General features: G+C 51.0%; 23 protein-coding genes. 13 read left to right on the top strand and 10 right to left on the bottom strand.

Annotation, left to right across the window (positions count from 1 at the left end; translation table 11 throughout):
* Window positions 1-246: 246 nt before the first annotated feature.
* On the bottom strand, window positions 247-855 hold the full coding sequence (locus tag QVO43_RS09500; RefSeq protein WP_022488282.1) for a TetR/AcrR family transcriptional regulator: 609 nt from the start codon (window positions 853-855) through the stop codon (window positions 247-249).
* Between the two features lie 150 nt (window positions 856-1,005).
* Between QVO43_RS09500 and QVO43_RS09495 the strand changes: the two genes are divergently transcribed.
* Together QVO43_RS09495 and serA are read left to right on the top strand one after the other, a co-directional pair.
* Window positions 1,006-1,989, top strand: coding sequence for a DNA recombination protein RmuC (locus QVO43_RS09495; RefSeq protein ID WP_022488281.1), 984 nt, complete (start codon window positions 1,006-1,008; stop codon window positions 1,987-1,989).
* Window positions 1,990-2,311: 322 nt separating this feature from the next.
* The gene (gene serA, locus QVO43_RS09490) at window positions 2,312-3,901 is read left to right on the top strand and encodes a phosphoglycerate dehydrogenase (RefSeq protein WP_022488280.1); all 1,590 of its coding nucleotides are present in this window, start codon (window positions 2,312-2,314) and stop codon (window positions 3,899-3,901) included.
* 151 nt (window positions 3,902-4,052) lie between these two features.
* On the opposite strand, the gene QVO43_RS09485 is transcribed toward serA, so the two are convergent.
* Entirely contained in the window at window positions 4,053-5,033 is a 981-nt protein-coding gene (locus QVO43_RS09485) for a LysR family transcriptional regulator (RefSeq protein ID WP_022488279.1), read from the bottom strand.
* Between the two features lie 187 nt (window positions 5,034-5,220).
* Here QVO43_RS09485 and QVO43_RS09480 point away from each other — a divergent pair, with 187 nt between their 5' ends.
* The 6 genes from QVO43_RS09480 (at window position 5,221) to QVO43_RS09455 (ending at window position 10,953) form a co-directional block, all read left to right on the top strand.
* Entirely contained in the window at window positions 5,221-5,922 is a 702-nt protein-coding gene (locus tag QVO43_RS09480) for an RraA family protein (RefSeq protein WP_022488278.1), read from the top strand.
* A gap of 17 nt (window positions 5,923-5,939) precedes the next feature.
* Entirely contained in the window at window positions 5,940-6,833 is an 894-nt protein-coding gene (locus QVO43_RS09475) for an NAD(P)-dependent oxidoreductase (protein WP_288174900.1), read from the top strand.
* Between the two features lie 123 nt (window positions 6,834-6,956).
* Complete coding sequence (locus QVO43_RS09470; RefSeq protein WP_022488276.1) at window positions 6,957-7,142, top strand: hypothetical protein; 186 nt, start codon at window positions 6,957-6,959, stop codon at window positions 7,140-7,142.
* 190 nt (window positions 7,143-7,332) lie between these two features.
* The gene (locus QVO43_RS09465; protein WP_022488275.1) at window positions 7,333-8,607 is read left to right on the top strand and encodes an SLC13 family permease; all 1,275 of its coding nucleotides are present in this window, start codon (window positions 7,333-7,335) and stop codon (window positions 8,605-8,607) included.
* Window positions 8,608-8,618: 11 nt separating this feature from the next.
* Window positions 8,619-9,758 carry an amidohydrolase family protein gene (locus QVO43_RS09460; protein WP_022488274.1) on the top strand — a complete coding sequence of 380 codons (1,140 nt, stop codon included), beginning with the start codon at window positions 8,619-8,621 and terminating at the stop codon, window positions 9,756-9,758.
* Window positions 9,759-10,446: 688 nt separating this feature from the next.
* A complete protein-coding gene (locus tag QVO43_RS09455) occupies window positions 10,447-10,953 on the top strand; it encodes an HAD family acid phosphatase (protein WP_288174905.1) in 507 nt (168 codons plus the stop codon).
* Between the two features lie 446 nt (window positions 10,954-11,399).
* Here QVO43_RS09455 and QVO43_RS09450 read toward each other — a convergent pair whose 3' ends face one another.
* The gene (locus QVO43_RS09450) at window positions 11,400-12,320 is read right to left on the bottom strand and encodes a LysR family transcriptional regulator (RefSeq protein WP_022488272.1); all 921 of its coding nucleotides are present in this window, start codon (window positions 12,318-12,320) and stop codon (window positions 11,400-11,402) included.
* A gap of 197 nt (window positions 12,321-12,517) precedes the next feature.
* Between QVO43_RS09450 and QVO43_RS09445 the strand changes: the two genes are divergently transcribed.
* Window positions 12,518-13,858, top strand: a complete 1,341-nt coding sequence (locus QVO43_RS09445; RefSeq protein ID WP_022488271.1) for an enolase C-terminal domain-like protein — start codon at window positions 12,518-12,520, stop codon at window positions 13,856-13,858.
* Between the two features lie 21 nt (window positions 13,859-13,879).
* Entirely contained in the window at window positions 13,880-15,187 is a 1,308-nt protein-coding gene (locus QVO43_RS09440; protein WP_022488270.1) for an SLC13 family permease, read from the top strand.
* Window positions 15,188-15,333: 146 nt separating this feature from the next.
* On the opposite strand, the gene QVO43_RS09435 is transcribed toward QVO43_RS09440, so the two are convergent.
* From QVO43_RS09435 to QVO43_RS09415, 5 genes are all read right to left on the bottom strand, one after another.
* Entirely contained in the window at window positions 15,334-16,269 is a 936-nt protein-coding gene (locus QVO43_RS09435; RefSeq protein WP_022488269.1) for a LysR family transcriptional regulator, read from the bottom strand.
* Between the two features lie 139 nt (window positions 16,270-16,408).
* On the bottom strand, window positions 16,409-17,572 hold the full coding sequence (locus QVO43_RS09430) for a mandelate racemase/muconate lactonizing enzyme family protein (RefSeq protein WP_022488268.1): 1,164 nt from the start codon (window positions 17,570-17,572) through the stop codon (window positions 16,409-16,411).
* Window positions 17,573-17,582: 10 nt separating this feature from the next.
* A complete protein-coding gene (locus tag QVO43_RS09425; protein ID WP_022488267.1) occupies window positions 17,583-18,881 on the bottom strand; it encodes a TRAP transporter large permease in 1,299 nt (432 codons plus the stop codon).
* Window positions 18,878-19,420, bottom strand: a complete 543-nt coding sequence (locus QVO43_RS09420; RefSeq protein ID WP_022488266.1) for a TRAP transporter small permease — start codon at window positions 19,418-19,420, stop codon at window positions 18,878-18,880. Before QVO43_RS09420 ends, QVO43_RS09425 begins: the two co-directional genes overlap by 4 nt.
* Window positions 19,421-19,489: 69 nt before the next feature.
* Window positions 19,490-20,503 carry a TRAP transporter substrate-binding protein gene (locus QVO43_RS09415; RefSeq protein WP_022488265.1) on the bottom strand — a complete coding sequence of 338 codons (1,014 nt, stop codon included), beginning with the start codon at window positions 20,501-20,503 and terminating at the stop codon, window positions 19,490-19,492.
* 160 nt (window positions 20,504-20,663) lie between these two features.
* Here QVO43_RS09415 and QVO43_RS09410 point away from each other — a divergent pair, with 160 nt between their 5' ends.
* Window positions 20,664-21,308: a GntR family transcriptional regulator gene (locus QVO43_RS09410; protein WP_022488264.1), complete on the top strand. Its 645-nt coding sequence runs from the start codon at window positions 20,664-20,666 to the stop codon at window positions 21,306-21,308.
* Window positions 21,309-21,529: 221 nt separating this feature from the next.
* Here QVO43_RS09410 and QVO43_RS09405 read toward each other — a convergent pair whose 3' ends face one another.
* Both QVO43_RS09405 and QVO43_RS09400 read right to left on the bottom strand, forming a co-directional pair.
* Complete coding sequence (locus tag QVO43_RS09405; RefSeq protein ID WP_022488263.1) at window positions 21,530-22,753, bottom strand: Zn-dependent hydrolase; 1,224 nt, start codon at window positions 22,751-22,753, stop codon at window positions 21,530-21,532.
* Window positions 22,750-23,532, bottom strand: coding sequence for an IclR family transcriptional regulator (locus tag QVO43_RS09400; RefSeq protein WP_022488262.1), 783 nt, complete (start codon window positions 23,530-23,532; stop codon window positions 22,750-22,752). Before QVO43_RS09400 ends, QVO43_RS09405 begins: the two co-directional genes overlap by 4 nt.
* A 192-nt stretch (window positions 23,533-23,724) precedes the next feature.
* Between QVO43_RS09400 and QVO43_RS09395 the strand changes: the two genes are divergently transcribed.
* Together QVO43_RS09395 and QVO43_RS09390 are read left to right on the top strand one after the other, a co-directional pair.
* On the top strand, window positions 23,725-24,954 hold the full coding sequence (locus QVO43_RS09395; protein ID WP_022488261.1) for an Nramp family divalent metal transporter: 1,230 nt from the start codon (window positions 23,725-23,727) through the stop codon (window positions 24,952-24,954).
* Between the two features lie 47 nt (window positions 24,955-25,001).
* Window positions 25,002-25,985 (top strand): agmatinase family protein, encoded by a 984-nt coding sequence (locus tag QVO43_RS09390; protein WP_022488260.1) that lies wholly within the window; start codon window positions 25,002-25,004, stop codon window positions 25,983-25,985.
* Window positions 25,986-26,012 lie beyond the last annotated feature (27 nt).

Genomic DNA, 26,012 nt, shown 5'->3' with positions numbered 1-26,012 from the left:
CGGTTCCAGAGCCGGATCGCTCTGATGCGGACGGTCCAGCAGCTGCGCAGCGACAACGAAACCCTGCGTCAGGACAACCAGAAAGTCCACGCCCAGCTGGACGCCATGAACGACCGGCTGAACAAGCTGACGGCCCTGGTGGAACAACTGAGCGCGAAGCAGTAACAGGCAGGAGGCTTCCGACTCCTGACTTCCGACTAAGAGGCTGTGAAGAAATGCACGATGCATTTTTTCACAGCCTCTTTTTCACGGCTTCAACGGTTCCAGCACGAACCCGATCAGCTTATCCAGCAGCTGTTCCGCCGGACATCCTTCCGGGTTCAGGGACAGGGGCCGGTCTTTGATCAGGAACAGCATTTCCGTAATGGCCGTCAGGATGAAGGTGACATATTCATAGCCGTGGTCCTGCTGGGGTGTCCGGAGCTCGCCAGCCTCCACCGCTTTTACCAGCAGGCTCTGGATGTAGTCTCCCAGCCGGGTGAGCCGCTGCCAGGAATCGTCGTTCAGGAGCCCGGAGGGGGTGAGCAGTTCCTGGTACAGGATGATCATGTGCTGGTGGGGATCCAATTGACTTTGCAAAATGGCGTGGAGGTATTTCTTCAGCCGCTGGAGAGGCGGTTTTTCCTCTTTTTCGATGGATTCTTCCAACCGGTGGAGCACTTTCAGCTGGCTGTCGATAATGGACTGGTACAGGGCCTGTTTGCTGCCGAAATGATAGGAAATCAGGGCACTGTTGCATCCGGCCAGCCGACCGATCTCCTTGATGGAAACATTGTGGTATCCCTTTTTGTCGAACAGTTCCGCCCCGGCATCCATCAGCCGCTGCATGGTTTCTTCCGAATTCCGTCTGTGCATGATTGCTCCCCTCTTTACTTAAAATAATTAGTTATGTGATTAATTTAATTATAACGCAGAAAAGGGAGGGGGTAAAGGCAAAAACACCTGTTTGCTGCCCTTCTTTTTTGCTATAATGGAAGAAGAATTTTACGAAAGGCGGAAACTGTCATGGAAACCATTTTGCTGGGGGCGGTGCTGTGCGCCCTCCTTGTTTTGATCGTGCTGCTGGTCCAGCTCCAGAAATCCCTGGGGGCCCAGGAAGAAGTCCGGGCCCAGCAGGCCCGGGAGGAGGCGGACCGGCTCCGGGACAGCCTGGACCAGAAGGTGACCCTGTCCATGAGCGTGGTCAGCGACCGGCTGGCTATGGTGAACCGGGGCCTGGGGTCCATGCAGTCCCTGGCCCAGGGCGTGGGGGATCTGAAGAAGGTCCTGACCAATGTGAAGAACCGGGGGATCTGGGGGGAAATGCAGCTGGGAAACCTGCTGGGAGACATGCTGGCTCCGGAACAGTACGGCACCAACGTGGCCATCCGTCCCCGGAGCCAGGAACGGGTGGAATTTGCCATCCGGCTGCCCGGCCGCACCGGGGATGCCCCTGTATGGCTGCCCATTGACGCCAAATTCCCTCTGGAAGACTACCAGCGGCTGGTCCAGGCCCGGGAAGACGGAGACGCCGACGCCGAAACCCTGGCCCTGAAACAGCTGGAAATCCGGCTGAAAAGCGAGGCCAGGGACATCCGGGACAAATACATCGCCCCTCCCTATTCCACGGATTTCGGCCTGCTGTACCTGCCTCTGGAAGGGCTTTTTGCAGAAGCCGTGTCCCGGCCGGGCCTCATCAGCGAACTCCAGCGGAAATACCGGGTGACCCTGGTGGGGCCCACCACCCTGGCCGCTGTGGTGAACAGCCTCCAGATGGGCTTCCGTACCCTGGTGGTCCAGAAACAGACCAGCCAGGTGTGGCGGCTGGTGGCCCAGATCAACACCGACCTGGGTGCCTTCGAAACGGCAGTGGAACGGGCGGAAAAGAAACTGGCCGAAGCCCAGTCCGCCATGGAGTCCGTGGGGGACCGTACGCGGATTCTGAAAAAGCACCTGGACCGGGCAGAAAAATTTACGAAAGCACTTGACAATACAGTAGAGAATGAGTAAAATCGTAAGCAAGTGCTTGATGTACCTAAATAGATATACTGAATAAACTGTCCATGAAGGAACCAAGTACACAAGGCCTTTTCTTCCAGAGAGCTGCTGGGTGTGGGAAGCAGCGGAAGACCCTGTGGAATCCACTCCTGAGACGATGGGGGCAGCAACCCATCCGGCCAAGCCGTTATCCTGGAAATGAGGCTGCAGTGCAGCGAAATAAGGTGGCACCACGTGAGAGGTTCTCCCGTCCTTGACATACCCGTTTAGGGGGTCAGGCACGGGAGTTTTTATTTTATACAAGGTACCCGTGAGGGGCGAAGGAGAGACAATCATGGACAAGAAAAAAGTCATCGTGGTGGAACGGATTTCGGACAAGGGCGTGGAAATGCTGAAGGCCCAGCCGGACCTGGAAGTGGATGTAAAGTTCGACATTCCCCGGGAAGAGCTGCTGAAGATCGTAGGGGCCTATGACGCCATCATCGTCCGCAGCGTCACCAAAGTCAACGAAGAATTCTACAAGGCGGCCAAGAACCTGAAAGTGGTGGGCCGTGCGGGCAACGGGGTGGACAACATCGATATCGAAGGTGCCACCAAACGGGGAATCATTGTAGTGAACACTCCGGAAGCCAACGTGATTTCCGCTGCCGAACACACCATCGGCCTGATGCTGGCCTCCTGCCGGAACACCGTACGGGCCCAGAAGATGATCGAAAGCCGGGTCTGGGACCGGAAGAACCTGAAGGGAGTGGAACTGTACCACAAGACCCTGGGGATCATCGGCCTGGGCCGGATCGGTACCCTGGTAACCAAACGGATGCAGGCTTTTGAAATGAAGGTCATCGCCTACGATCCCTACATCCCGGATGCCCGGTTCAAACGGCTGGGTGTGGAAAAATGCGAAACCCTGGATGATCTGCTGGCCAAGGCCGATATCATCACCATCCATACTCCCAAAACGGAAGAAACCATCAACATGATCGGCAAGGAAGAACTGAAGAAATGCAAGAAGGGCGTCCGTCTGGTGAATTGCGCCCGGGGCGGCCTGTACAATGAACAGGCAGTGGCGGAAGCCATCCAGGAAGGCCAGGTGGCCAGCATCGGTCTGGACGTGCTGGTGGACGAACCCAAACCCATTTCTCCCCTGATCGGTCTGGACCAGTGCGTGCTGACGCCCCACCTGGGAGCGGACACCGTGGAAGCCCAGGACAAGGTGGGCATTTCCATTGCCCAGGAAGTGGTGAACGTGCTCAATGGTCAGATGGTGCCCAACGCGGTAAACCTGCCGGCCCTCCATCCTCAGGAACTGGAAGGGATGTTGGGATACCTGCAGCTGGGTGAATGCCTGGGCAAACTGTACTACCAGCTGGAAAAGGATCCGGTGGATAAGGTGGAAGTGGTTTATGAAGGCCCTGCCGCCAACCTGGAAACCACCCTGATCACCCGGAGCATCCTGAAGGGCCTGTTCGATCCCATCCTGAAGGAACGGGTGAACATGGTCAATGCGGAACTGGCTGCGGAAACCCGTGGGGTGGCCGTGGTGGAAGGGAAGATGAACGGGGAAGACCGGCTGAACCGGGTATCCGTGAAGATTTCCAGCGGGAACAAGGTATTCACCGCCGCCGGCATGGTGGCACCGGACGAAACGCCCCACATTACGGAAGTCCAGGGCTACCACTATGACCTGGTGCCGGAACACTACATGATCCTGGCCAAGAACGACGACAAGCCCGGGATGATCGGCCAGATGGGGACCCTCCTGGGGGCGGCTCATGTGAACATTGCCAACATGCAGGTGGCCCGGAAGCCCAAAACCGGCAACGCCATGATGATCATGACCGTGGACAGCCCGGTGGAAAAAGCCACCCTGCAGATGATCGCCGGCCTGGACGGGATCCAGAGCGCGGATTTTGTGACCCTGTAAAGAGAACGGCTGCCGCAGGCAGACGTTCTGTCACTGGTCTCTGGTCACTAGTCACTAACGGAAGGAACCCGGGCAGCGGGTTCCTTTCATTCGGCCGTTGACCGTTGACCCTTGACAAAAAAAGACTGCCGCTGATGCGGCAGCTTTTTTTTTACCCTTTTTTCCTCCCTGCAATATGGGTCAGATCCAGGGTATTGATCCGGTTGAAATACTCCCGGATCAGATGGATGAAACAGGACACGTACCGGGGATGGTAGCGGTTTTCGTAATAGGCCAGGTACAGGTCGTGGGACACAGGGTTCCGCTTGTAGAGCACCGGAAACACATTCACATCCGGGGCCAGATTCTGCTGGACCTTGTGGAGGGGCATGGTGGTGGAAAAGGCGGCACAGAGCCCCTGAGAGGCCAGGGCCACGCTCATCCGCAGGTAACCGGTGGACAGGTACACCCGGGGTACCACGCCGGCTTCCTCGAAACAGTTGGCAATGATGCTCCCCAGCTTGTTGGGCGGGGTGATCAGCAGGAAGGGCAGTTTGGCAAAATCTTCCAGTTGGGCTCCCCGGCGGGACTGTTCCTTGATGGCGGAAGCCGCCTCAGGACCGTAATACTGCTCCAGAAGCCGGTCGGAGACCAGGAGATACAGCTGGTTGGACAGGAGCAGGGTACTGGACAGCCCGGGCAGGTTCTCGTTCCGCACCGACAGCACCACATCCAGTTCCCCCTGGTCCAGTTTGGCCATAAGGTGGCCTGAGGTATCATCTGTAAGGGCCAGGGACACGTTGGGGTATTGCTGGGAGAAGGTGGGCAGGATACTGGGGAGCATGTAGTTGTACCGGACAAAACTGGCCCCGAACCGGATCACCCCCCGGGATTCATCGATCAGTTCCGAAAGGGTTTCCCGGAACTCCTTTTCCTGGTCCGCCACAGACGAAGCGAAACGGAGCAGGGTCCGTCCTGCCTCGGTGAGAGACAGCCGGGGCTTCCGGTAGAACAGGGGCGTGCCGCAGTCTTTTTCCAGACGGGCAATGTGGTTGGACAGGGTCTGCTGGGACAGGAACAGCCGGTGGGCAGTACGGGTCATGTTCAGGTCCTTGGTCAGTTCCCGGAAGTAATACAGGCTTTCCAGATCCATGGAATATCCTCCTTCGGCAGTATGAAACTTCGTTCTACAAATAAATTTTGTTGTTAATTTAAATTATAACTGTTTTACTTTGTCACCGCAAGAAGTTATCATACAATTGCGAAAAGGAAATGGCGGAACAACAAAAGCCACCGCCATTGTCAGTAAGATAGAGCCAAGTTTTAAGGAGGAATTGATTATGTCCATTGGAAACCGTGTATTTTTAAAGAAACCCGAAGCCCCTCAGGAACTGCTGGATGCCTTCAGCACCATTCCTGCCGCCAATATTGCCGACACCATGGGCCGTCTGGTGGGGATGCATCCTCGGATCAAACTCCAGAGCGCTCCCCAGAAACCCATTACCGTGGGCCGGGCCCTTACCATCAAAAACTGCGCCGGGGACAATCTGATGATCCATCAGGCCCTGAACATGGCCAAACCCGGTGACGTGCTGGTGGTCTCCAACGATGGAGGGGAAAGCTACCGGTCCCTGATGGGAGAAATCATGTTCACCTATCTTATGGGCACCGGCGCTGCCGGGATCGTGTTCGACGGCCCCATCCGGGACATCGATGCAGTACGGGAAATGAAAATGCCGATTTATGCAACGGGAACCAACCCGGCCGGCCCTTATAAAGAAGGACCTGGGGAAATCAACGTGCCCATCTCCTGCGGGGGCATCAGCGTAAACCCGGGGGACCTAATCGTCATGGATGCGGACGGGGTCATTGTGATTCCCCTGAAGGACGCGGAAACGGTGCTGAAAAACGCCCGGGCCTTCCAGGAAAAAGATGAAGCCAAACTGAAACTGACCCAGGAAGGCCGGTCCAACCGGGATTGGGTGAAGAAACTGGTGGAACAGAAACAGATCGAAATGATTGACGCCATGTACAACGAATGAGGAACGGGGGAACCATCATGAATATTGGATTTATCGGCTTCGGCGAAGCGGCATTCAACATTGCACAAGGGTTGTATGGGGAAGGAATCCAGGGCATCAAAGCTCACGATGCCATGCAGAATCATGAAGTCATGGGCAAACTGGTCCACAAACGGGCAGAAGAAGCCCATGTGACCCTGGTGGACGATTCCAAGAACCTGGTGGACTGGGCGGATGTGGTGTTTGCCGCCGTGCCCTCCACCTTTACTATGGGGGTCTGTGACGAAATCAAAGACCATCTCCGGAAAGGCCAGCTGTATGTGGATGTAAGCGCTTCCACCCCCGCCACCAAACAAGCCATATGGGAAAAGATCAAAAACACCGGGGTCCTCTTTGCCGATGCAGCCATGCTGGGGTCCCTGCCCAAAAAGAAACACCAGGTGCCCATTACCGCCAGCGGCAACGGAGCAGCTGCCTTCAAGGAAACCATGACTCCGTATCATATGGACATTACCCTGGCCGGTGAAAAAGCCGGGTCCGCCTCCGCCATCAAACTGGTGCGCAGCATCTTTATGAAAGGGATTGCCAGCCTGATGATCGAAATGCTGGAAGGGGCCCACGCTTATGGAGTGGCCGACGAAGTGGTGAACTCCCTGTCCAAATCCCTGGACGGCACTCCCTTCGTATCCCACCTGAACCGTCTGGTCACCGGTACCGGGGTCCATGCCAAACGGAGAGGCCATGAACTGGAAGGCTCCATCGACCTGCTGAAAGACGCCGGTGTGGAACCTCTGATGACCACGGCCGCCAAAGCCTCCCACGAAATGCTGGTACCCTTCGACTTCGCCGAAAAATTCGTGGACGCCGCTCCCACCAAATGGGAACAGATCGTGGATCCCCTGCTGGAAGAAGCGGAGAAGAGAAAGAAGTAACGCCCCCTACCAAAAGAAGGACAGGAACCGGATTTCGGTTCCTGCTCTTCCCAAAATATCTGAACTTTTATACAATACATAAGAACCGTTCCATACTTTTTGCCATACAGAATGAGGTGTGAAATGACCATAAGAGCGTTAATGAATATGATGACTGCCGTGAGCATGTTCATCCTGCTGGGGTTCTTTGTCCGGGAATTCGTAAAACCCCTGCAGAAACTGTTCCTGCCGGCTTCCCTGGTTGGGGGCCTGGTGATGCTGGGACTGGGCCAGCAGGGGAAGTCAATTCATAAATCTGTGGGACTCTAGGCGTAAGGCTTTCCATGGACACAACAAAATTATTTTGTTGAACAGATAAAATATACGTGTTTCACTTTGTTGCTAGAATAAGTTATCATAAAATTGCGAATAAAGATTACCCTTGCGGAAGCTAGCACCGGACAAGGGGTGTACTGGAGAAAAATTGAAAATGCATTGCCACTGAAAAGGAGGAAAATAGATGTTTACCCCTGCTACTCTGGCCATTATCATTCTGGTTTTGGCCATTATATCATTTTTAGCTGAAAAAATTCCGGTCAATCTGACCATTATGCTCAGCTTGATTGTTCTGGTGCTGACCGGGCTTGTGACCCCGAAAGAGGCCATAGCCGGATTTTCTAGTACTACGATTTTGATGCTCATTGGTGTTATGATTGTGGGAAGTGCTCTGTTTGAAACGGGCGTTTGTGACCAGATTGCCGAAGTGGTGACCCGGTATGCCAAAACGGAACGGAAAATGATGATGGCCATTCTGGTTATGGCCAGTCTGATGTCTGCAGCCGTGAGCAATTCCGGGACAGTAGCAGTGTTCATTCCCATCATCCTGGGGATTTGTTCCACTGCTCATTACAGTCATTCCAAACTGTTGATGTGTGCATTTCTGGGTTCTATGTGTGGCGGACGTCTTACTCTGGTGGGGGACGCGGCCATCAATGTACTGATTGGGGACCAGATCATTAAGTTGGGATATCCGTTTGGCTTTTTTGAAATCAGTAAGATTGGTCTGCCTCTGACGCTTATTATGCTGGTATATATGTATTTTATAGGATACCGTTTCCTGCCAGATATTCCCATGAAAGGATTTGACGATGCCCTTTTTAAAGCCAAGAACAAACAGGATGTTCCCAAATGGAAAAAGAATGCATCCATTCTCATTATGCTGGTGATGTTCCTGGGGATGATTTTTGAAAAGCAGACTGGGATTCCTTCCTATATGGTGGCTATCATAGGGGCTGTGGCGGATGTGTGCTGCGGTATATTTACAGAAAAGCAGGCCTATCAACTGGTCAGCATCAAAACGGTTATTCTGCTGGGCGGGATTACTCCGCTGGCTACGGCTTTGAAAAAGACAGGCGCAGCTCAGCAGATTGCGGACCTCCTGATTACGCTGATCGGCGGGTCTACCAACGTGTACTTTATTACAGTGGTGATTTTCCTGCTGACTACGATTATGACTCAGTTCATGTCCAATGTGGTAACGGTGACCCTTTTGATGCCCATTGTCATTTCCGTGGCGCATTCCATTGGTGTCATTCCCTCTGCGCTGGTCATGGTTTTGGGCATTGCCTCCACCATGTCCATCCTGAGCCCCATTGCCTGCCCTCCTGCCAATCTGATTTATTCCTATGGGGGCTATAAATTCTCCGATTACTTCAAGAGCAATATTGGTCTTTGCCTGGTGTTCCTGGTAACCTGCATTGTACTGATTCCTTTGATCTGGCCGTTCTATAGATGAGGTGGTAAAAGGTGCTTGATATACTGATTGACCGGGTGAAACTACTGGATTTGGCTTCTGGAGAAGAAAAGCTTTGTGGAGTTGGGATTGAAAAAGGAATGATTACTGCCGTATTGCCGGCAGAAACCCCGCAGCCTCAGGCAAGAAAAGTGATTTTCGGCAACGGTTCCTATCTTTTTCCCGGATTTATTGATTTCCATACTCATTTGTTCCAGCATGGCAGCGGATTCGGTCTGGATGCAGACCGGCTGCTGACTGCAGGCGTGACTACGACGGTAGATATGGGGACCGCAGGATATGCCAATTATCCGGCTTTCCATCAGTGTGATGTGGTGGGAAAGACAGTACGGATTAAATCGTATCTGAACCTTTCTCCCGTGGGGCAGCCTGGTAAGGGAATCAATGAACCTTTGGAACAGAAAGTGCTGGATGTGGGTGCCATGGAAAAAATCCTGGATCAATATCCAGGAGAGGTTGTCGGGATAAAGATTCGGACCAGTGCCAATATAGTAGGTGAACTGGGCTTGGACCCCTTAAAAAAAGCCGTGGATTTTGGAGAAAAACTGGGACTTCCAGTCTGTGTCCACACAACAAATCCTCCGGCTTCTGCCAGTGCTGTAGCAGAAATCTTAAGACCGGGAGATATCTACTGTCACTTGTATCATTCTGTAGGGCGCACGATTCTGGACAGCAATGGTCATGTGGAAAAAGGTGTTTTGGAAGCCCGGAAACGGGGAGTATTGTTTGACTTGGGAAATGGAAAGATGAATTTCAATTTTGCAGTGGCGGAAGCTGCTATCCAGGATGGCCTGTTCCCCGATTTCATCAGCAGCGATGCCACTCCAGCCACCTTTCACAAAAGTGAACTGATGTGGGACCTGCCCCGTTGTATGTCAAAGCTGCTTTATTTAGGGATGCCTTTGAAAGAAGTGGTACGCAGTGTAACAGAAACCCCTGCAAAAGTGCTTGGGCTGGATCACCGCATTGGCAAGGTGGCAGAAGGATATGAGGCCGACCTGACTCTTTGTCGGATGGGAAAGGGCGAAATCATCTTTGGAGATTCCAGTGGGGAAAACCGGAAAGGCAGCCAGTGGCTAGAACCAGAGAAAACTCTGATTGCCGGGAGAGTGGTCTGGGAAAAAGAAATCTGAGGCGTAAACAAATGGTCTGCTGAACCCGCCCTGAGGGGCGTCAGATATCATGGCTGAGGACCTACGGCACCGATTTACATATCCATTGTTCTGGCCAATTTTTTAAGGCAGATGAACCGGCAAAATGGTGACAGAATTCTTAAAGCACAGGCCCCCCGGTGTGGCGACACCGGGGGGCTGTTCTTAAAAATGAGAAAAATATTTTTCAAGGGAAACAGATACCGCAATCAATAAATTTGGCACCAAAAATATTGTAATTTCAATATTTTTGGTGCCAAATTTATTTTTAGTTCTATGGAAATCTATTACACCGGACGAAGTAAACCAAAAACCGTAAAGTATAGACTAACAAAAACCTGGAAATAAGATTTTCGTAAAGTATAGAAGAACACTTTTCGACCATTTCCCTGGAACAGCTCTCTTCGATTTAATCAGACCGGTACCTTTAATGGAATGGGACCTCCATGGGTCCATAAGTGCAGTAAGTCCGGGATGACCGGGCGGGATTGCAGTGCAACCTTGGGTCATCCCCTACGGGGTACAGCCAACCAAAATACAACCTTTGCACAACCCATGTTGTTTCAAATACCCATGGCAGAACCCTATCAAAAGGTGTATAATATGCAAATCAAAGCATAAATATACACGGAGGGAACTGCCATGAAAAAACTGATGACTGCCATCCTGACTGCCGGACTGCTGGGGACCTGCATGGCCCGGAGCCCTGGATTTCCTCAACTACTGTAAATCCAAAGGAGTGGAAGTGTTCTACGTCACCAGCCGGGACCAGGGAGAAGGCACCTACGGCTATGCCCTGAAGAACCTCCAGGACCTGTCCTTCCCTTATGCAGATAAGGATCATCTTACCGTGCTCGTCGACACCTCCAACAAGGAAAAGGAACAGAAAAAAATCGCCCAGACTCACAATATTGCCGTGTATCTGGGGGACAGCCTGAATGATTTCCAACGGGTGTACTATGTAAAGGACGTGGATCAGCGGAATGCCCTGATGGAAAAGGACAAGGACCTGTTCGGGAAAAAATTCATCCTCATGCCCAACCCCACCGACGGCCATTGGGTACGGGCCATTTTCGGGGAATCCGAACCGGCACCCACCAAGAAGAACCGGGAAACCTGGAAAAAAGCCGCCGAAAAGCAGCAGAGCCAGGTGATCCTGGAACATATGGGGAAATGAAGGCGGTCAGCTGTTAACGGTCAACGGCCTGCGGCACGCCCCTACCTCGTTGCTGTCGGACTATGGTTACCAATGGTCGGAGAAACGGGGGCTTCGGCAATGCCGTTATTGTGATTTCGCCCGGACCCTTGACCCCAACGGCGTAGGGGCTTGCTGCAGGCAAGCCCGTCCCGGCCTCCCGGCAGGGCACTACTGCAATGGACAATACGATTGTACCGGGTCCGTAGGGGCGGCAGGCCCGGCCGCCCGCAGACGGCCTGTTGTACAGCCCCTGCAGCAATCTATTTATTCAAAGTCGCTTAAAAATACGGAGAAAATCATAAAAAGATTTATCGTTTTCGTGCAAAATTAGCCTAAAACATTTGTTGTTTTCGTGTAATCCCATAGAATCCCCTGCCGCTGACCGTTGACAGAAAGGGGCTGCTGCTCATGCAACAGCCCCTTTTTCACTTCATCAGCGCCTTCACGCTTTTCCTTTTGAAATATTTCCGGATCTCTTCACACAGCTTTTTTTCCGGGGTGTGCATTACCCAGTTCTTCCGGCGGACCAGGGCGAATTTTCTTGTCACCGGGGGATCCAGCCGGTAATAATGGATCTTGTTTTCATATTCCATGCAGGATTTTCCGATGAAAGTGATGCCGATGCCCATGGCCACCATGGCCCGGGTGGTGACGATGCTGTTGGTTTCGCACATGGTGCTGGGGTCCAGACGGATGGCCTCGAAAATCTGGTCCGTCACTTCCCTCAGGGTGGAGCCTTTTTTGCAGATCAGGAAGTTGTCTTCTCCCAGTTCTTCCTCCAGATCTTTCCAGGGGACCGTATCCCCTGGATTTTTTTTGCAGTAGGGGTGGTTTTTGGGTACCGCCAGCAGGATTTCCTCCACCCCCAGGATATCCACCTGGTCCGGGGAAAAGCCGGAGGTGTCATGGATGGCCATCACCGCACAGTCAATAGCTTCTTCCTGGAGCATACGGCTCAGATCGATCACGTTCCCTTCGGTGATTTCCACGGTGGCTTCCGGGAATTCCGCCTTGAAACTGGGGACCACTGCCGTGAGCATTTTCAGGCACAGCTGGGAGGTGAGACCCAGGGTGATATGGCTTTTGTTGTTCATGGAGCGGATGTTTTCGTACAGATGCTTTTCAATGGAAAGGACCCGCTGGGCCTCTTTCACATACAATTCTCCTGCGGGAGTCAGGAGCATCCGGCTCCGGGTCCTTTCAAAAAGCGGCACACCAATTTCCTGTTCCAGTTTAGCCAGGTACTGGCTCAGGGAGGATTGGGAAATGTACAGCTCTTCCGCCGCCTTGGTCATGTTCTGCTTCTGGGCGATGGTCAGGATGTACTGGAGATGACGGGTATCCATAAAACAAGCCTCCTTGCAGACTAAGAAAAAGTAAGGATATCTCTTAGAAAGACTATTGAAATAATCAGATAATATTAGCAAAACTGATTGCAGGAATCATTATTACATATTGGCCAGGGAAAAGCAAATTGGCTATATTGATTACAGACAATTTGAAACATTCAAAAGCGCGATAAGAATTGCAAGGAGGAAAAACAATGGCAACTACACCGATTGTAACGGATATGAAGGTCATCCCCGTAGCCGGGTATGACAGCATGGAAATGACTCTGAGCGGGGCCCACGCACCGCTTTTTACCCGGAACCTGGTGATTCTCCACGACAATGCCGGCCATGAAGGCATCGGGGAAATCCACGGGGGCGAATATACGAAAGAATGTCTGGACAGCTATATTCCCCTGGTGGTGGGGCAGGAAATCGGCAAATACCGGTCCATTCTGGGCACCATCCACAGAGGAGGCAAAAAAGCCGAAGGAGATGACGGGGAAGGGATCCAGACTCTGGACATTTCCAAACTGAAATTCGTGGTCCGAGCAGAATGGGCTCTGGAATGTGCCCTTCTGGACCTGCTGGGCCAGTATCTGGGCGTTCCCATGTGTGAACTGCTGGCGGAAGGCAAGCAGCGGGATAAGGTGGAAATGCTGGGGTATCTGTTCTATGTATCTGACAAGAACAAAACGGACCTGCCCTACCTGGACGAATCCCACAGCAAGGATCCCTGGTTCCGGTACCGCCGGGGCGAAATCCTCACCCACGAACAGGTGGTGGAAGAAGCCCAGATTCTCCACGAAAAATACGGTTTCCGGAACTTCAAGCTGAAAGGCGGGGTCATGGAAGGGTCCTATGAAATGGACACCTGCCGGGCTCTGAAGAAAGCATTCCCTAATGCCCGGATCAACATCGACCCCAACGGGGCCTGGAGCCTGGATGAGGCCATCCGGCTGTGCAAACCCATGGAAGGGGTCCTGAGCTACATCGAAGATCCCACCGGCCCGGAAGCGGGCTTCTCCAGCCGGGAAGTGATGGCGGAATTCAAGAACGCCGTTTCTCTCCGGGTAGCCACCAACATGATTGCCACCAACTGGCGCCAGTTCTACCATGCGGCCGCCCTGAAGGCCGTGGACATCGTCCTGGCGGATCCTCACTTCTGGGGTATGGAAGGGAGCCTGCGGATGGCAGCTCTGCTGAAGGAATGGGGCCTCACCTGGGGCAGCCACTCCAACAACCACTTTGACATCACCCTGGCCACCTTCGCTCAGGTGGGCGCTGCGGCACCGGGGAATCCGGCTCCTCTGGATACCCATTGGATCTGGCAGGATGGGCAGAACCTGCTGAAGGATACTCCCCAGATCAAAGACGGTTTCCTGGAAGTATCCAGGAAACCGGGGCTGGGGGTCACCCTGGACATGGATCGGGTCATGGAAGCCAACAAGTTGTACAACCAGATGCCTTCCCACGACCGGGACGACGCCATGGCCATGCAGTACCTGATCCCCAACTGGAAATACGACTGCAAGAAACCCTGCCTGGTGCGGTAAGAGAAAAGGGGGAACCTATCCATGAGCTTTGCGGCCTTTGTCGGCTTTGCGATGATGATCCTCATCACCACACTGCTGCTGAAAAAGAAAGTCAGTACTCTGTTCGCCTTCACCATCATCCCCATTATCGGGGCCTTCCTGCTGGGGGCCAACGTAAAGGAAGTCTGCGATTACGTAAAATTCGGCCTGGGCAAGACCCGGGACCTGATGTTCATCATTTTCTTCTCCCTGCCTTATTTCTCTCTGATGAATGAAGTAGGGCTGTTCGACACCATGGTGGAATTCCTGTTGAAGCGGACCAAGCTCAGCGTCACCATTGTGATGATCATCACCGTGTTCGTTTCTCTGATTACGGAAATCGACGGCAGTGTAACCTCCACCTATCTGGTGACCGTACCCATGATGCTGCCTCTGTACAAGAAGCTGAAGATCGATCCCAAATGTCTGCTGCTCCTGTGCTCCGCCACCATGTGCGCCCTGTTCATTACGCCCTGGAACGGCCGGACCCTCCGGGCAGCCACCCTGTTGGACGGGATCCCTGCTCCCCAGAACTATATTTTCGTCCACATGCTGCCTCTGATGCTGATCTACATTGCCATGTGCCTTGGGCTGGCTGTGCTGCTGGCCCGGTTCCAGATGAAGAAAGGCGCCGGCCAGGTGGATGAAAGCGTCATCATGGAAGACCTGGAAAAGAAGGACCAGTCCGAACTCCGGCGGCCCAAACTGTTCTGGTTCAACCTGCTGCTTACTGTGCTGCTGATTGTGGGCCTGAGTGTGGTGCCTGCTCCCGGTTACGTGATCTTCGCCCTGGGCCTGGTCATCGCCCTTACCGTGAACTATCCGGATCTGAGCCTCCAGAACCAGCTGCTGAAGAAGTACTCCAAAGAAATGTATTCCACCGCCTGCGCCGTGTTCCTGTCCGGCGTGGTGGTAGGGGTCCTGTCCAAGAGCGGCATGATGGACGCCATGGTCCAGTTCCTGGTGGGCATCATCCCCAGCGTTCTGGGACCCTGGGTGTACCTGATCATCGCCATCTTCAGTGCTCCGCTGATGCTGATCTTCACCAACGATATCTGGCAGTATGCCCTGGTGCCCATTGTGGCCGGGGTCAGCGCCAACTACGGCGTGCCCAAGGAAATCGTGGTCATGACCCTTCTGATGAACATGGGAGCCATGGTTTCCCCGGTGGCCCAGCCTCAGATTTACCTGGCCTGCGACCTGGCGGACCAGACCGAGCTCCAGGATTACGTGAAGTTCTCCTTCGCTCCCTTGTGGATCATGAACATCCTGTGGCTGGTGGCTGGCTATGCCCTGGGCATCTTCCGGTGATCTTCCATCACCAACAATGTATCAAAACCATACATCCTTGGAAACCAACAGACCCAAAAGGCCGCTCCTGCGCGGGAGCGGCCCTTTGGGTCTGTTTTATGTTCTGCACTTTACTCTTTTCTTTTTTTTTCTTTTCTTTGCACTCTTTACTCTTTACTCTGCACTTTAGCCTTGGCTTTCCTTATCCAGTATTCCCGGGCCTGTTGGATGAACAGCTTCTCTGCCTGGTTCAAAAAGGCCCCTTTGGGATAACTGACCGCCACGTTCCAGTGGAGGGGCTTTTCAAAGGCATAATACCGGATCCCCTGTTCAAAACCCCGGGTGGTGGATTCCGCCACAATACCGCAGCAGATTCCCGCCCGGACCATTTCCAGGATGGTGGCTGGATTGGCGGTGTCAAACAGGATCCGGGGCACCATCTGCCGGGCCCGGAACAGCCGGTCCAGTACCGGACGCATGGTGGTCTGCTTCCGCAGCAGGATCATGGGACGGTCCTTCAGGGCCAGGAGAGGCAGACGGGGACGCTGTCCCTCTGCCGCCGGCAATTCTCCTTCCAGCTTCCAGTCCTCCGGTACTGCAATGAGGATATCCTCTTCATACAGGTCTTCATATTCATTGTCGTCCCGCTGGCTCCCGAACAGAGTCATGAACCCCAGATCCAGATCCCCGGCAGTGACCAGCTTCTGCATCTGGAACACGTTCAGTTCATAGGGGACCACTACCAGGTTGGGATATTCCTTGTGAAAAGCCGGGTACACATGGATGAACATGTCCGGCCCCCGGACGGGAGTCATCCCCACCCGGATGGTTCCCGTGTATCCGTGGGTCAGGTCGCTGATCTGGCTGTAGGTGTTCTGTTTCACCCGGAGCATTTCCCGGGCCCCTTCCAGGTAGATTTCCCCGGCCCGGGTAGGTCCCCAGTTCACCTTGCTGCGCTTGAAAAGAGGCGTCCCCAACTCATGTTCCAGGTGGAGCAGCTGCTGGTTCAGGGCCGACTGGGTTAGGAACAACTTTTCCGCCGCCTTGGTGATGCTCTTTTCTTCTGCAATTTTCAGGATGTGTTCGATCAGTCTAGTATCCATAAGTGGAAAGGACCTCCCTGCAGTTTCTCTAAATTAATTGTGCTCATTGAAATAATATTTTAATTGATTTTATCATATTTGGTAAAAATGAAAAAACCGTCGGTAATTCGACGGTTTTTTCTTATCCTTACGCTGTTTTTTATTTTACAACATACTTTTCTACACAGTCCCAATCGATGTCAATACCCAAACCGGGACTGTCAGGAACCAGAAAATTCATGGCGGCATCTGTTTGAAAGGGAGTTTTCAAGATACCAGTCTTCAACGGATTTGGATTTTCTTCTGACTCCATGGCAATGGTATTGGTCATGGATGCCGCGACCTGCAGGCTGGTTGCAAACAGGATGGCAGAACCGAAACAATGCAGTGAAATCTTTTTTCCGGCAGTCAATGCGGCTGTTCCTATTTTTTTGACTTCAGATATGCCGCCTGCCCAGCCTACATCTGGTTGGAGAATGTCAATAAGATTTTCAGTCATTAGATGGTTAAAATTGGAAAGGCCCTGCTGAGTCTCACACCCTGCAGTAATCAACTCTGGTGCGGCATGGGCTATTTTTCGGTAGCCAGCAATATCCTCGAAAGGAAGAGGTTCTTCAATGACCTGCACACCAGTGTCCAGAAGGCGAGGCGTATTTTGAATCACCTGATCGGCCGTCCAGGAAGCATTGGTATCGACCATCAAAGTACCATCTTTCATGATTTCATGAGCTGCTTGGATCCGCCTCCAATCTTCTTCTGTACTGACTGTATCTTTCTGGTTGGCCATATATTTTAGAAAAACATTGGTATTCGTGCGGCCTATTTTTATTTTTGCACTGGTATAGCCTTTTTTACGGTATCCGTACAGCTCTTGTTGAAGTCCGTCCAGTCCTTTTCCAGGAGCATAAAATCCTCCACTGGCATAGGTGGGAACTTTATTGGAAGATGCTCCCAAAAGATGGCTGATGGGCATATGAGCAGCTTTGCCTAGAATATCCCAGAGAGCGGTATCAATACCTGAAATGACAGCCATTGTCAGACCGCGACGGCCGTTGGCCAGGGTGCGCCAATACATGGTTTGCCAAAGCTCTTCAATGTTTTCCGCCTCTTTACTCAAAATAATGGGAGAAATCTGGTAATCAAGCAGTGCTTGAAGGACATTGAGAGGGGCTCCAAAAGAAAAGGCTTCTCCAATTCCCCAAATTCCTTTGTCTGTATCAACACGGATCAGGAAGGCCTGTCGTGCTGTAGAGGTGCTTAAAGCGTCATGGATTTCATCACAGGGACAACGCAGTTGAATCCCTTTCACAGAGGTTATTTTCATAACAGGCCTCCTAAACGGTCATGCCCAGGAAAGTGGGGAACCACAGGCTGATGGAGGGAATAAATGTGATTAGCATCAGGGCAATCAGCAGACAGGCCAGCCAGGGAAGCAGTGCTCTTGAGAAATGACCTACCGATATATGCCCAATCTTGCTGACAACGAATAAAACCAGGCCAAAAGGAGGCGTTAACAGGCCAATCATCAGATTCAATACCATGATGATGCCAAACTGCGTTAGATTTACATGGTACGCTTTCAGAAGCGGCATAATCAACGGTACAACAATGGTGATGGCGGAAGCGGTTTCCAGGAAACAGCCGATAATCAGCAGGAAAATATTGATCAGCAAGAGCAGCATGAACTGAGAGGAAACAAGCCCCGTCATTTCTTTCAGAATCAGCTGGGGAATCCGTACACGAGTTGCCACGTACCCAAAGAAAGTGGCACCGGCAATGATCAGAGCAATGGTAACAGAATCCCGGAAGGTTTCTTTCAGGATGGAAATAAATTTTGTCAGAGTCAGTTCACGATAAATGCAGATTTCTAAAAACAGACTGTAACAAACTACAATGGCTGCACTTTCTGTAGGGGTGAAGACACCCCCGTAAATTCCTACCAGCAGAATAACAGGAGCCATCAGCGGGAGGAAGCCGTCTTTAAGAGCGGTAAAAAATTCGCCTCCAGAGGGAAATTTGGTACGGGGATAGTGACGCATAATAGCATAAGCACTGACCAGTACCATCATCAAAATGGCCATGACCAGGCCAGGGATGATTCCAGCCATAAACAGGGCACCTACGGAGGCCCCGGATACGGTTGCATAGACGACCAGAGGAATGGAAGGGGGAATAATAGGCCCCAGTGTTGAGGAAGCGGCCGTAACGCAGCAGGAAAAGTCATTATCAAAACCGTTTTCATTCATGGCTTTGATTTCAATGGAACCAAGCCCACCGGCATCAGATACAGCTGTACCAGACATGCCGGCAAAAATTACAGAACAAAGAACATTTACATGGCCTAAACCTCCAGGGAGCCATCCAACAACCTTCATGCAGAAAGAAAAGAGCTTTTTTGTGATGCTGCCGGTATTCATGATTTTTGCAGCCAGCAGGAAAAGCGGGATGGAAAGAAGAGTAAAGGAATCTACGCCAGTGTAGAGATATTGGCTGAGAAGGCTCCATTTCATTCCAAAGCGGGTAGCCAGAACGGCACAGCCAGCCAGAGACATACTGATATAGACTGGAACCTTCAGCAGGAAGAGAGCCAGCATGGAAACCAGTAGCATGATAATAATCGTGTTCGTAGTCATATTCCCAAATTCATCTCACTTTCTTTTTTCCGGGCGATAGCTTTTTCTTCTTTGTTGATATCCATGGTATCCGGGCAGCCTTTGCACAGAGCGACGATTTTGCATACTGCTACCACAAAGAGAAAAGCAAATCCAACACACATGGCAGAATAAATCCAGTTCATTTTTATCCAGGGGAGTGCTACTGCAGAAACTCCTGTGTTGGTATTAATCAGAACCATGAGACTTTTAAGACAGAGCACAGAAAAAACACAGGTTAGAATATTGATCAGGATATTAATGACTTTCTGTAGTTTAGGCGGGCATTTATTGACGACCATATCCACACAGATATCAGCTCCTTCTGCAAGAGTCAGCGGTGCTCCCAAAAAAATCATCAGACAGAAGCAGATACGAGCCAGTTCTTCTGTGAAATTCTGGCCAATGGTAAAGAGACGGCAGAGAACTTGAATAACCATCAGCAGAAAAATGATAAACAGAAGAGTTATGCAGATGCCTTCAACAGTTTTCAAATATCCCCGTGCAATTTTATGGAACATGACAGAATACCCTCCTTTTCTAAGAGAAAGGGTGCCGTACTTTATAGTGCGGCACCCTTATGCTGGGAATTATTTGGCGTATTTCATGACTTCATCATACGTGGTGACCGTCCATTTGCTGCTGAATTGTTCTTTATAGTAATTTTCCAGTGCATTGCGGAATGCAGCTTGATCAACTTCAACGACTTTCATGCCCTTGTCCTGGCATTGCTGTTTGTATTCCTGACGGCTTTCTTCTGCCAGCTTGTCAGCATAGGCCAAGTCTTCTTTTGCACATTCCTGAATGATTTTTTGCTGGTCAGGAGTCAATTTTTCGAACGCCTTGTTATTGATATAGAGACCCACAAATTCATATACATGGTTGGTTTCCATGATATAAGGCTGTACTTCATACAGTTTTAAAGTTGCCATTTGTTCATATCCACCTTCGCAAGCTTCGGCTACTTTGGTCTGCAGTGCCGTGTACAGTTCGTTCATGGCAACGGTGGTGGAGCTGACACCCAGTTGACTCCAGGTATCCACATAGACTCTCATGCCTGGCAACCGCAGCTTTAATCCTTGAAGATCGGCAGGTGTTTTAATGGGCTTTGTCCCGGCCAGTTCACGGATATCCCGGTTGTGGAAGCCCAGAGTGGTAAAGCCATTTTTCTTATAGATGGCTTTGAGCTTATCACCAATACCACTGTTCAGAATAGCCTGTTGCTGTTTCAAATCTTTCATTAGGAAGGGTGCATCCAGGAAAGTGTATTCTGGAGCATACAAGTCAAGTCCTTCCAATCCGGACATCGTCATGTCCAGATCGCCACTGGCTACAGAAGAATAGTTGTCTTTGGGATTTCCTAAAGTTCCGTCTGTAAACAGATTGATTTCAATACTTCCATTGGACTTTTTCTTGACATCATCTACAAACTTCTTCATGGCTTTGCCAGCGGGAGAATCTGCCGAATAAGCGGTAGCCAAATCCATTTGGACTTTGCCGCCTTCACTTTTTGCTTTCCCAGTTTCTTCAGTTCCGCAGCCAGTGAGAGCGAATACGGCCAACGATGCCAGACACAGTGCCGCAAGTGTTTTTTTGACGTTCATTGCAGATTCCTCCTTCAAAACAGTTCATTAAAGATTCTAAAAATTCCGTTCACTCTTTCTAATTTGATTCTAGCATAGAATTTTTTTGCATCCAAAGGATATATCCAGTATAATTGAAATATATCTGTTGTATACAAGAGCGGACTGGAATAGAGGTGAAATGGCTGTCATGATGAGTTTACGGGATAAAGCTTATTATGCAATCAAAAACAAAATCTTAAGATGCCAGTATGAAAGTAATGGGTTCCTGAATGAAACAGCTCTTATGGAAGAACTGGAGGTCAGTAGGACTCCTATTCGAGAAGCTCTGACACGGTTGGAACAAGAGGGCTTGGTTACTGTCCTTCCTAAAAAGGGTGTTATGGTCAGGCCTTTGACGATAAATGAAATCAACCAAAGTTTCGAAGCCCGTATGTTGCTTGAACCTTTTATTATCAGAAATGATTTAAAATATTTGGATTTAAAAGGGCTTCATGAGATACGTGATCGTTCACAGCAACTGATTGAAGCTGCACCGGATCCAGAACAATTCGCGCTACTGGATGATCGTTTTCATAGGCTCCTGGCTCAAGGGTGTTCGAATATTTACTTCCGAAACATGCTGGCCCATATCTTTGACCAGCATATGCGGATCCGTGTCCTTTCAGGAAGTGATATCTGGGAAAGGCATAAGGAAGCGGCTAAAGAACATCAGAAAATTATCGATCTAATTCTCATGGGGGAACGGGAAAAGGCGGGAGATGCCATGCTGTACCATTTAAAAGGTTCCAGAGAAACGGCATTACGGAGTTTGTCCAATCAATAATTATTAAAATAAACTTGTTGTATCCGGACTTGTATCAAATGTTTTTTCTGGGATAATATTTTAGTGAAAAGTGAATAACATATTATTGGCACAGTCCTAAGGGTTTTCATGATGCGTCTTAACGTTATCTAGTGAAAAGAAACAGGTTGTTGCATGCGTGAAATTACGCATTTGCAACAACCTGTTCTTTTTTGGAAATCTGATCTGACCTGGAATCCTTTTTACTCCATCGTCAGATGCATCAGCACTTTTTCCAGGACTTCAGCTGCCTGCCCAATATCTTCTGCTGAAGTGAATTCTTCCGGGGAATGGCTAATCCCGTTTTTACTGGGAACAAACAGCATGGCGGTGGGGAGAAAATGGCCCACTATCATGGAATCGTGACCTGCCCAACTGGGTTGTATCTGGAAAGGAACACTTTCTTTCGTGGCATAATCTTTAAAAAGTTCCATGATTTTCCGGTCCATAGGAAGTGGAGGAATCTGGTCCAGCTGTTTCCAGGAGAAAATTACATCATACTGCTGCTCCAAACCATGAGAAAATTCTTTGAAACGAGCAATGGCCTGGTCCATAACGGAATCTTCTGCGGCACGGATTTCCAAAGACATTTCTGCTTCCCCTGGGATTACATTTCCGGCATCGGGAGAAACACGGATATGACCGACGGTAGCCACATACTGTCCCTGAGAGGCCAGAGCGCTCTGGTAGATTTCGGTGATTTCCGCAGCGGCTGCGGCCAGGGCATCCTGACGGTTTTTCATGGCAGTGGTGCCGGCATGGTTGGCTTTGCCCTGGACGGTGATCATGAAATGCCGAATCCCCACAATGGCGGATACAATTCCCAGAGGCAGCTGGGCATCTTCCAAAGAGCGGCCCTGTTCAATGTGGAGTTCCAGGAAACATTTTCCCGGAAGCAGATGGGGGGCAAAAGAATCGCCTTTCAGCCCTGCCTGCTGAAGGAGCTGGGGCAATGGGCAGCCATCTGGAGTGACAAATGCTTCCGGAGACTGTCCCTGAAGTCTGCCGGTAAGAGCCTGACTGCCCATGCAAGGTGTTCCAAACCGGGTCCCCTCTTCTTCGGCAAAGGCAATGATGGTCAGCGGCCGGCGGGGAAGGAATCCTTTTTCACGCCAGAAGCGGGCAATGGCCAGTGGTACAGTAATTCCCAAGGCCCCGTCATATTTTCCGCCATGGGGGACCGTGTCCAGGTGTGAGCCTGTGTAGACCGGCGGAAGGTCTTCTTTCCCCGGTACGGTCATCAACAGATTCCCCCAGCCGTCCTTTTCACAATGCAGGCCATTTTTTCCCGCATATTGCTGAAGAAAGTCCTGGGCAGCCAGAAAGGCAGGGGACCAGGACAGGCGGGTTGTTCCCTGGCCTTCGGTATAGCCAAAGGAGGAAAGGGGCCGGAACAGATCCAGCCAAAGATCTTTTAGTGTTTTCATAAACATTCTCCTTTTTTTAAAACTTGTTTCCAGGTGTCAATGGCTTTTTGGAAATATTTCAGCAGGTCCTCTTTGATTTTGGGAAGAGATTTTACAAAGAAGGTGGCACTGAGAGTCAGCAGCAGCCGGCCTTTTTCATCATACAAGGGGACTGCCAGACTGCCTACATCATTGACAAACTCTTCGATTTCTGTAGAATACCCATTCTTTTTGATGGTTTTCAGCTGGGCCTCCAACTGCTCCCGGGACCGGATGCTGGCTGGGGTAAAAGCCTTGTATTCCAGCTGATCCAATAATTTTTTCCGGCCATGGGTAATCTGATCCAGAAGCAGCAGCTTTCCAGAACTGGTTGCATGGAGGGGCAGATCGGTATATTCACTCATAACGATGTAGTAGGCCTGTTTGGTGGGGTAGGCACAGTAGACGCTGAAAATCTGGTTCTGATAAACCATCTGCAGGCTGGCAGAGAAATGGTATTTTTCTGCGGCCGCATCCACCAGTGGTTTGAAGAGTTCTACATACCGGTCGATATCCTGGCGGATCATGGAGGCTTTGGTTACGAAGTAATATCCCAATTTGTAACAGCCCGTATCCTGGTCCCGGAGCAGCAACTGGCTTTCTACTAACGTATTGACCAGCCCACGGGTGGTGTTGATGTTCAGCCCGGTTTTTTCACTGATGGCAGACAGTGGCAGGCTGGGATCCGTAGGCGTAAAACAGTCCAGTATCTGTACGGCCCGCTGGATGGACTGGATGGGTTTCTGTAACTTTTTTTCCATAAATGCCCTCCTTTGGCAGCATGATTTTCTTTATTAGAGTAACACAAAAGAATTTGATTGACAAACAGAAAATAGAGTGATATAAAAATGTACAAAACTACAATGCAAAAATAAAAACGATAATGTAGTCAATCAAGAGCGAGTTGCTAGGGTAATGCGGCGTAGAAATTTACTTGCGAAGGGGAGAGTATTATGGCAGAAAAGAAGGAAAAGCAGTTTACCCTAAGGGAAAAATTAGGGGCACTGGGACCTGGATTCCTGATTGTGGGCTCGTTCATCGGACCGGGGACGGTAACCAGTTCCACAAAAGCCGGGGCTGATTATGGGTTTCAGTTGTTCTGGTGCGTGATCTTCTCGGTTATTGCAGTGATTGTTATGCAGGGTATGGCTGCCCGGTTGGGCATTGTGACCCAGATGGGGCTGGCTCAGAATCTGGTGAAGGATTTTGAAGACCGGCCTGTGCTGCGGAATCTGCTGTGCGGACTGGTGGCCGTGGCCATTACCATTGGCGGCTTTGCTTATATGAGCGGGGACCTGACTGGGACGGCTATTGGCATCAGTGCCCTTACGGGAATTTCTACCCGAATCATTGCGCCAGTATGGGGCTTCTGCATCCTGCTGCTCCTGAGTTTTGCCGGGGATGCCCTTAAATACCTGGAAAAATTGCTGGGAGCTTGTGTGGTTATTATGGCTGTGGTTTTCTTGGTGACCATGTTCGTGGTGAAACCGGATTTGGGAAAACTGCTGGCTGGATGTGTGCCCAATATTCCTAAAGGCGGGCTGATGACCTGTTTGTCTCTGATTGGGACTACGGTAGTGCCCTACAATATGTTCCTCCATGCCGCTTCCGCCAAACGGACCTGGCACAGCACCGATGAACTGCCGCTCTGCCGGTTCGGGACCAATGTCCCCATGATCATCGGGGGCATCGTTACCGGGGCCATTATGGTAACGGCGGCAACGGTTATGCTGGGGATGCCTGTCCGGAATGCCATGGATATGTCCATCCAGCTGGAACCCACTCTGGGGACTTTTGCCAAACCTTTTATGGCCATCGGTCTGGTGGCCGCCGGGGTTTCCAGTGCCGTCTGCACTCCCATGGGCGTTTCTTATGTACTGGCCGGACTGTTCGGTTGGGAAACCAACCGCAGTGACAAACGGTATACCATTACCAACTTCCTGGTGCTCCTGACGGGTATTGTCATTGCCGGGGCCGGATTCAATCCCATTGCTCTGATTATGGCGGCCCAGATGGTCAATGGTGTGGTACTTCCCGTTGTGGTAGGTGTGACCATTTATCTGACGGCCAGCCGGAGAATCATGGGCCAGTTTGCCAACAGTACTCTGGAAAATGTCCTGGGGGCTGCCATCTTCGTGATTTCCCTGATCCTGGGTGTCAGCAGTGTCATCAGTTTGTTATAAGAAGGTCTTTGACCTGTCTGTTTAATTTTTAGAGGAGATGTTCTGAAATGAGAGAAAGCAAACCTACGATTTATGATCCCAATTTCCTGCCCAATATGATTTACAGCGGGGTTCCGTCCTGGCTGAATCTGTCTGTCATTGAAAATGATGAGGACCTGAAGAAAATCGATGCAGCAGTGGTAGGGGTGCCATGGGAAGGGGGCTGCACCATCGGTGGCTATTCTTCCACTACGGAAGGCCCGAAGGCAGTCCGGTCCACTTCCATCCGTTACACCGGGTTCCTGCCGGATTATAATCTGGACTGCTTCGACTATCTGAAGGTAGCTGATTCCGGGGATGTTGCCACCCAGAACGGGAACTATGACTTCACCTTTAAATCCATCCGGGAACGGATCGGCAAACTGGCCGATGCCAAAATCATTCCCATTACCATTGGTGGTGACCATGGCATTGCTTATCCCATCATCAGTGAAATTGCCAAACGGTACCCGAAAAAGGTAGGCGTTCTGCATTTCGATGCCCATTTGGACAACTACTCTCATTTCGGTGATGATGAACTGTCCCGTTGTTCTCCTTTCTATCGGGTATATAACGATCCCAACATGGATCCCACCAAGATTGCCCACATTGGCATCCGGGGGCCCAGAAACCATCGGGAAGAATACAACAATGCCATGAAATACGGTGCCACGGTGATCCGTGCCATCGATGTCCATGAAGACGGCTGGAAAGCCTCTATTTCCAAAGCTCTGGAAGTGGTCAGCAAGGATACGGAATATATCTATATCACCGTCTGCGCAGACAGCCTGGATGCAGCCAATATGCCTCAGGCACCTCAGGATATGGGTGGGCTGACCTCCTATGAACTGCTCATGATGCTCCATGAAGCAGGGTTGGCAGGGGCGAAAGGCATCGACTTTGTGGAAACTTATCCGGAAGTGTTCACCCTGCAGACGGCGGCCCATGTGGTCAACTGGGCTTTCCTGTATTACCTGAACGGCCTGGCACAGCATATCAAAGAAAGCAAATAATTGATTTGAATGGTTGTCCGACTGTCC

The organism is Acidaminococcus sp. CAG:542 (assembly GCF_000437815.1).
GTDB lineage: Bacteria > Bacillota > Negativicutes > Acidaminococcales > Acidaminococcaceae > Acidaminococcus.
The sequence above is the reverse complement of the archived record's forward strand: the minus strand, read 5'-3'. Positions and strand labels throughout refer to the sequence as shown.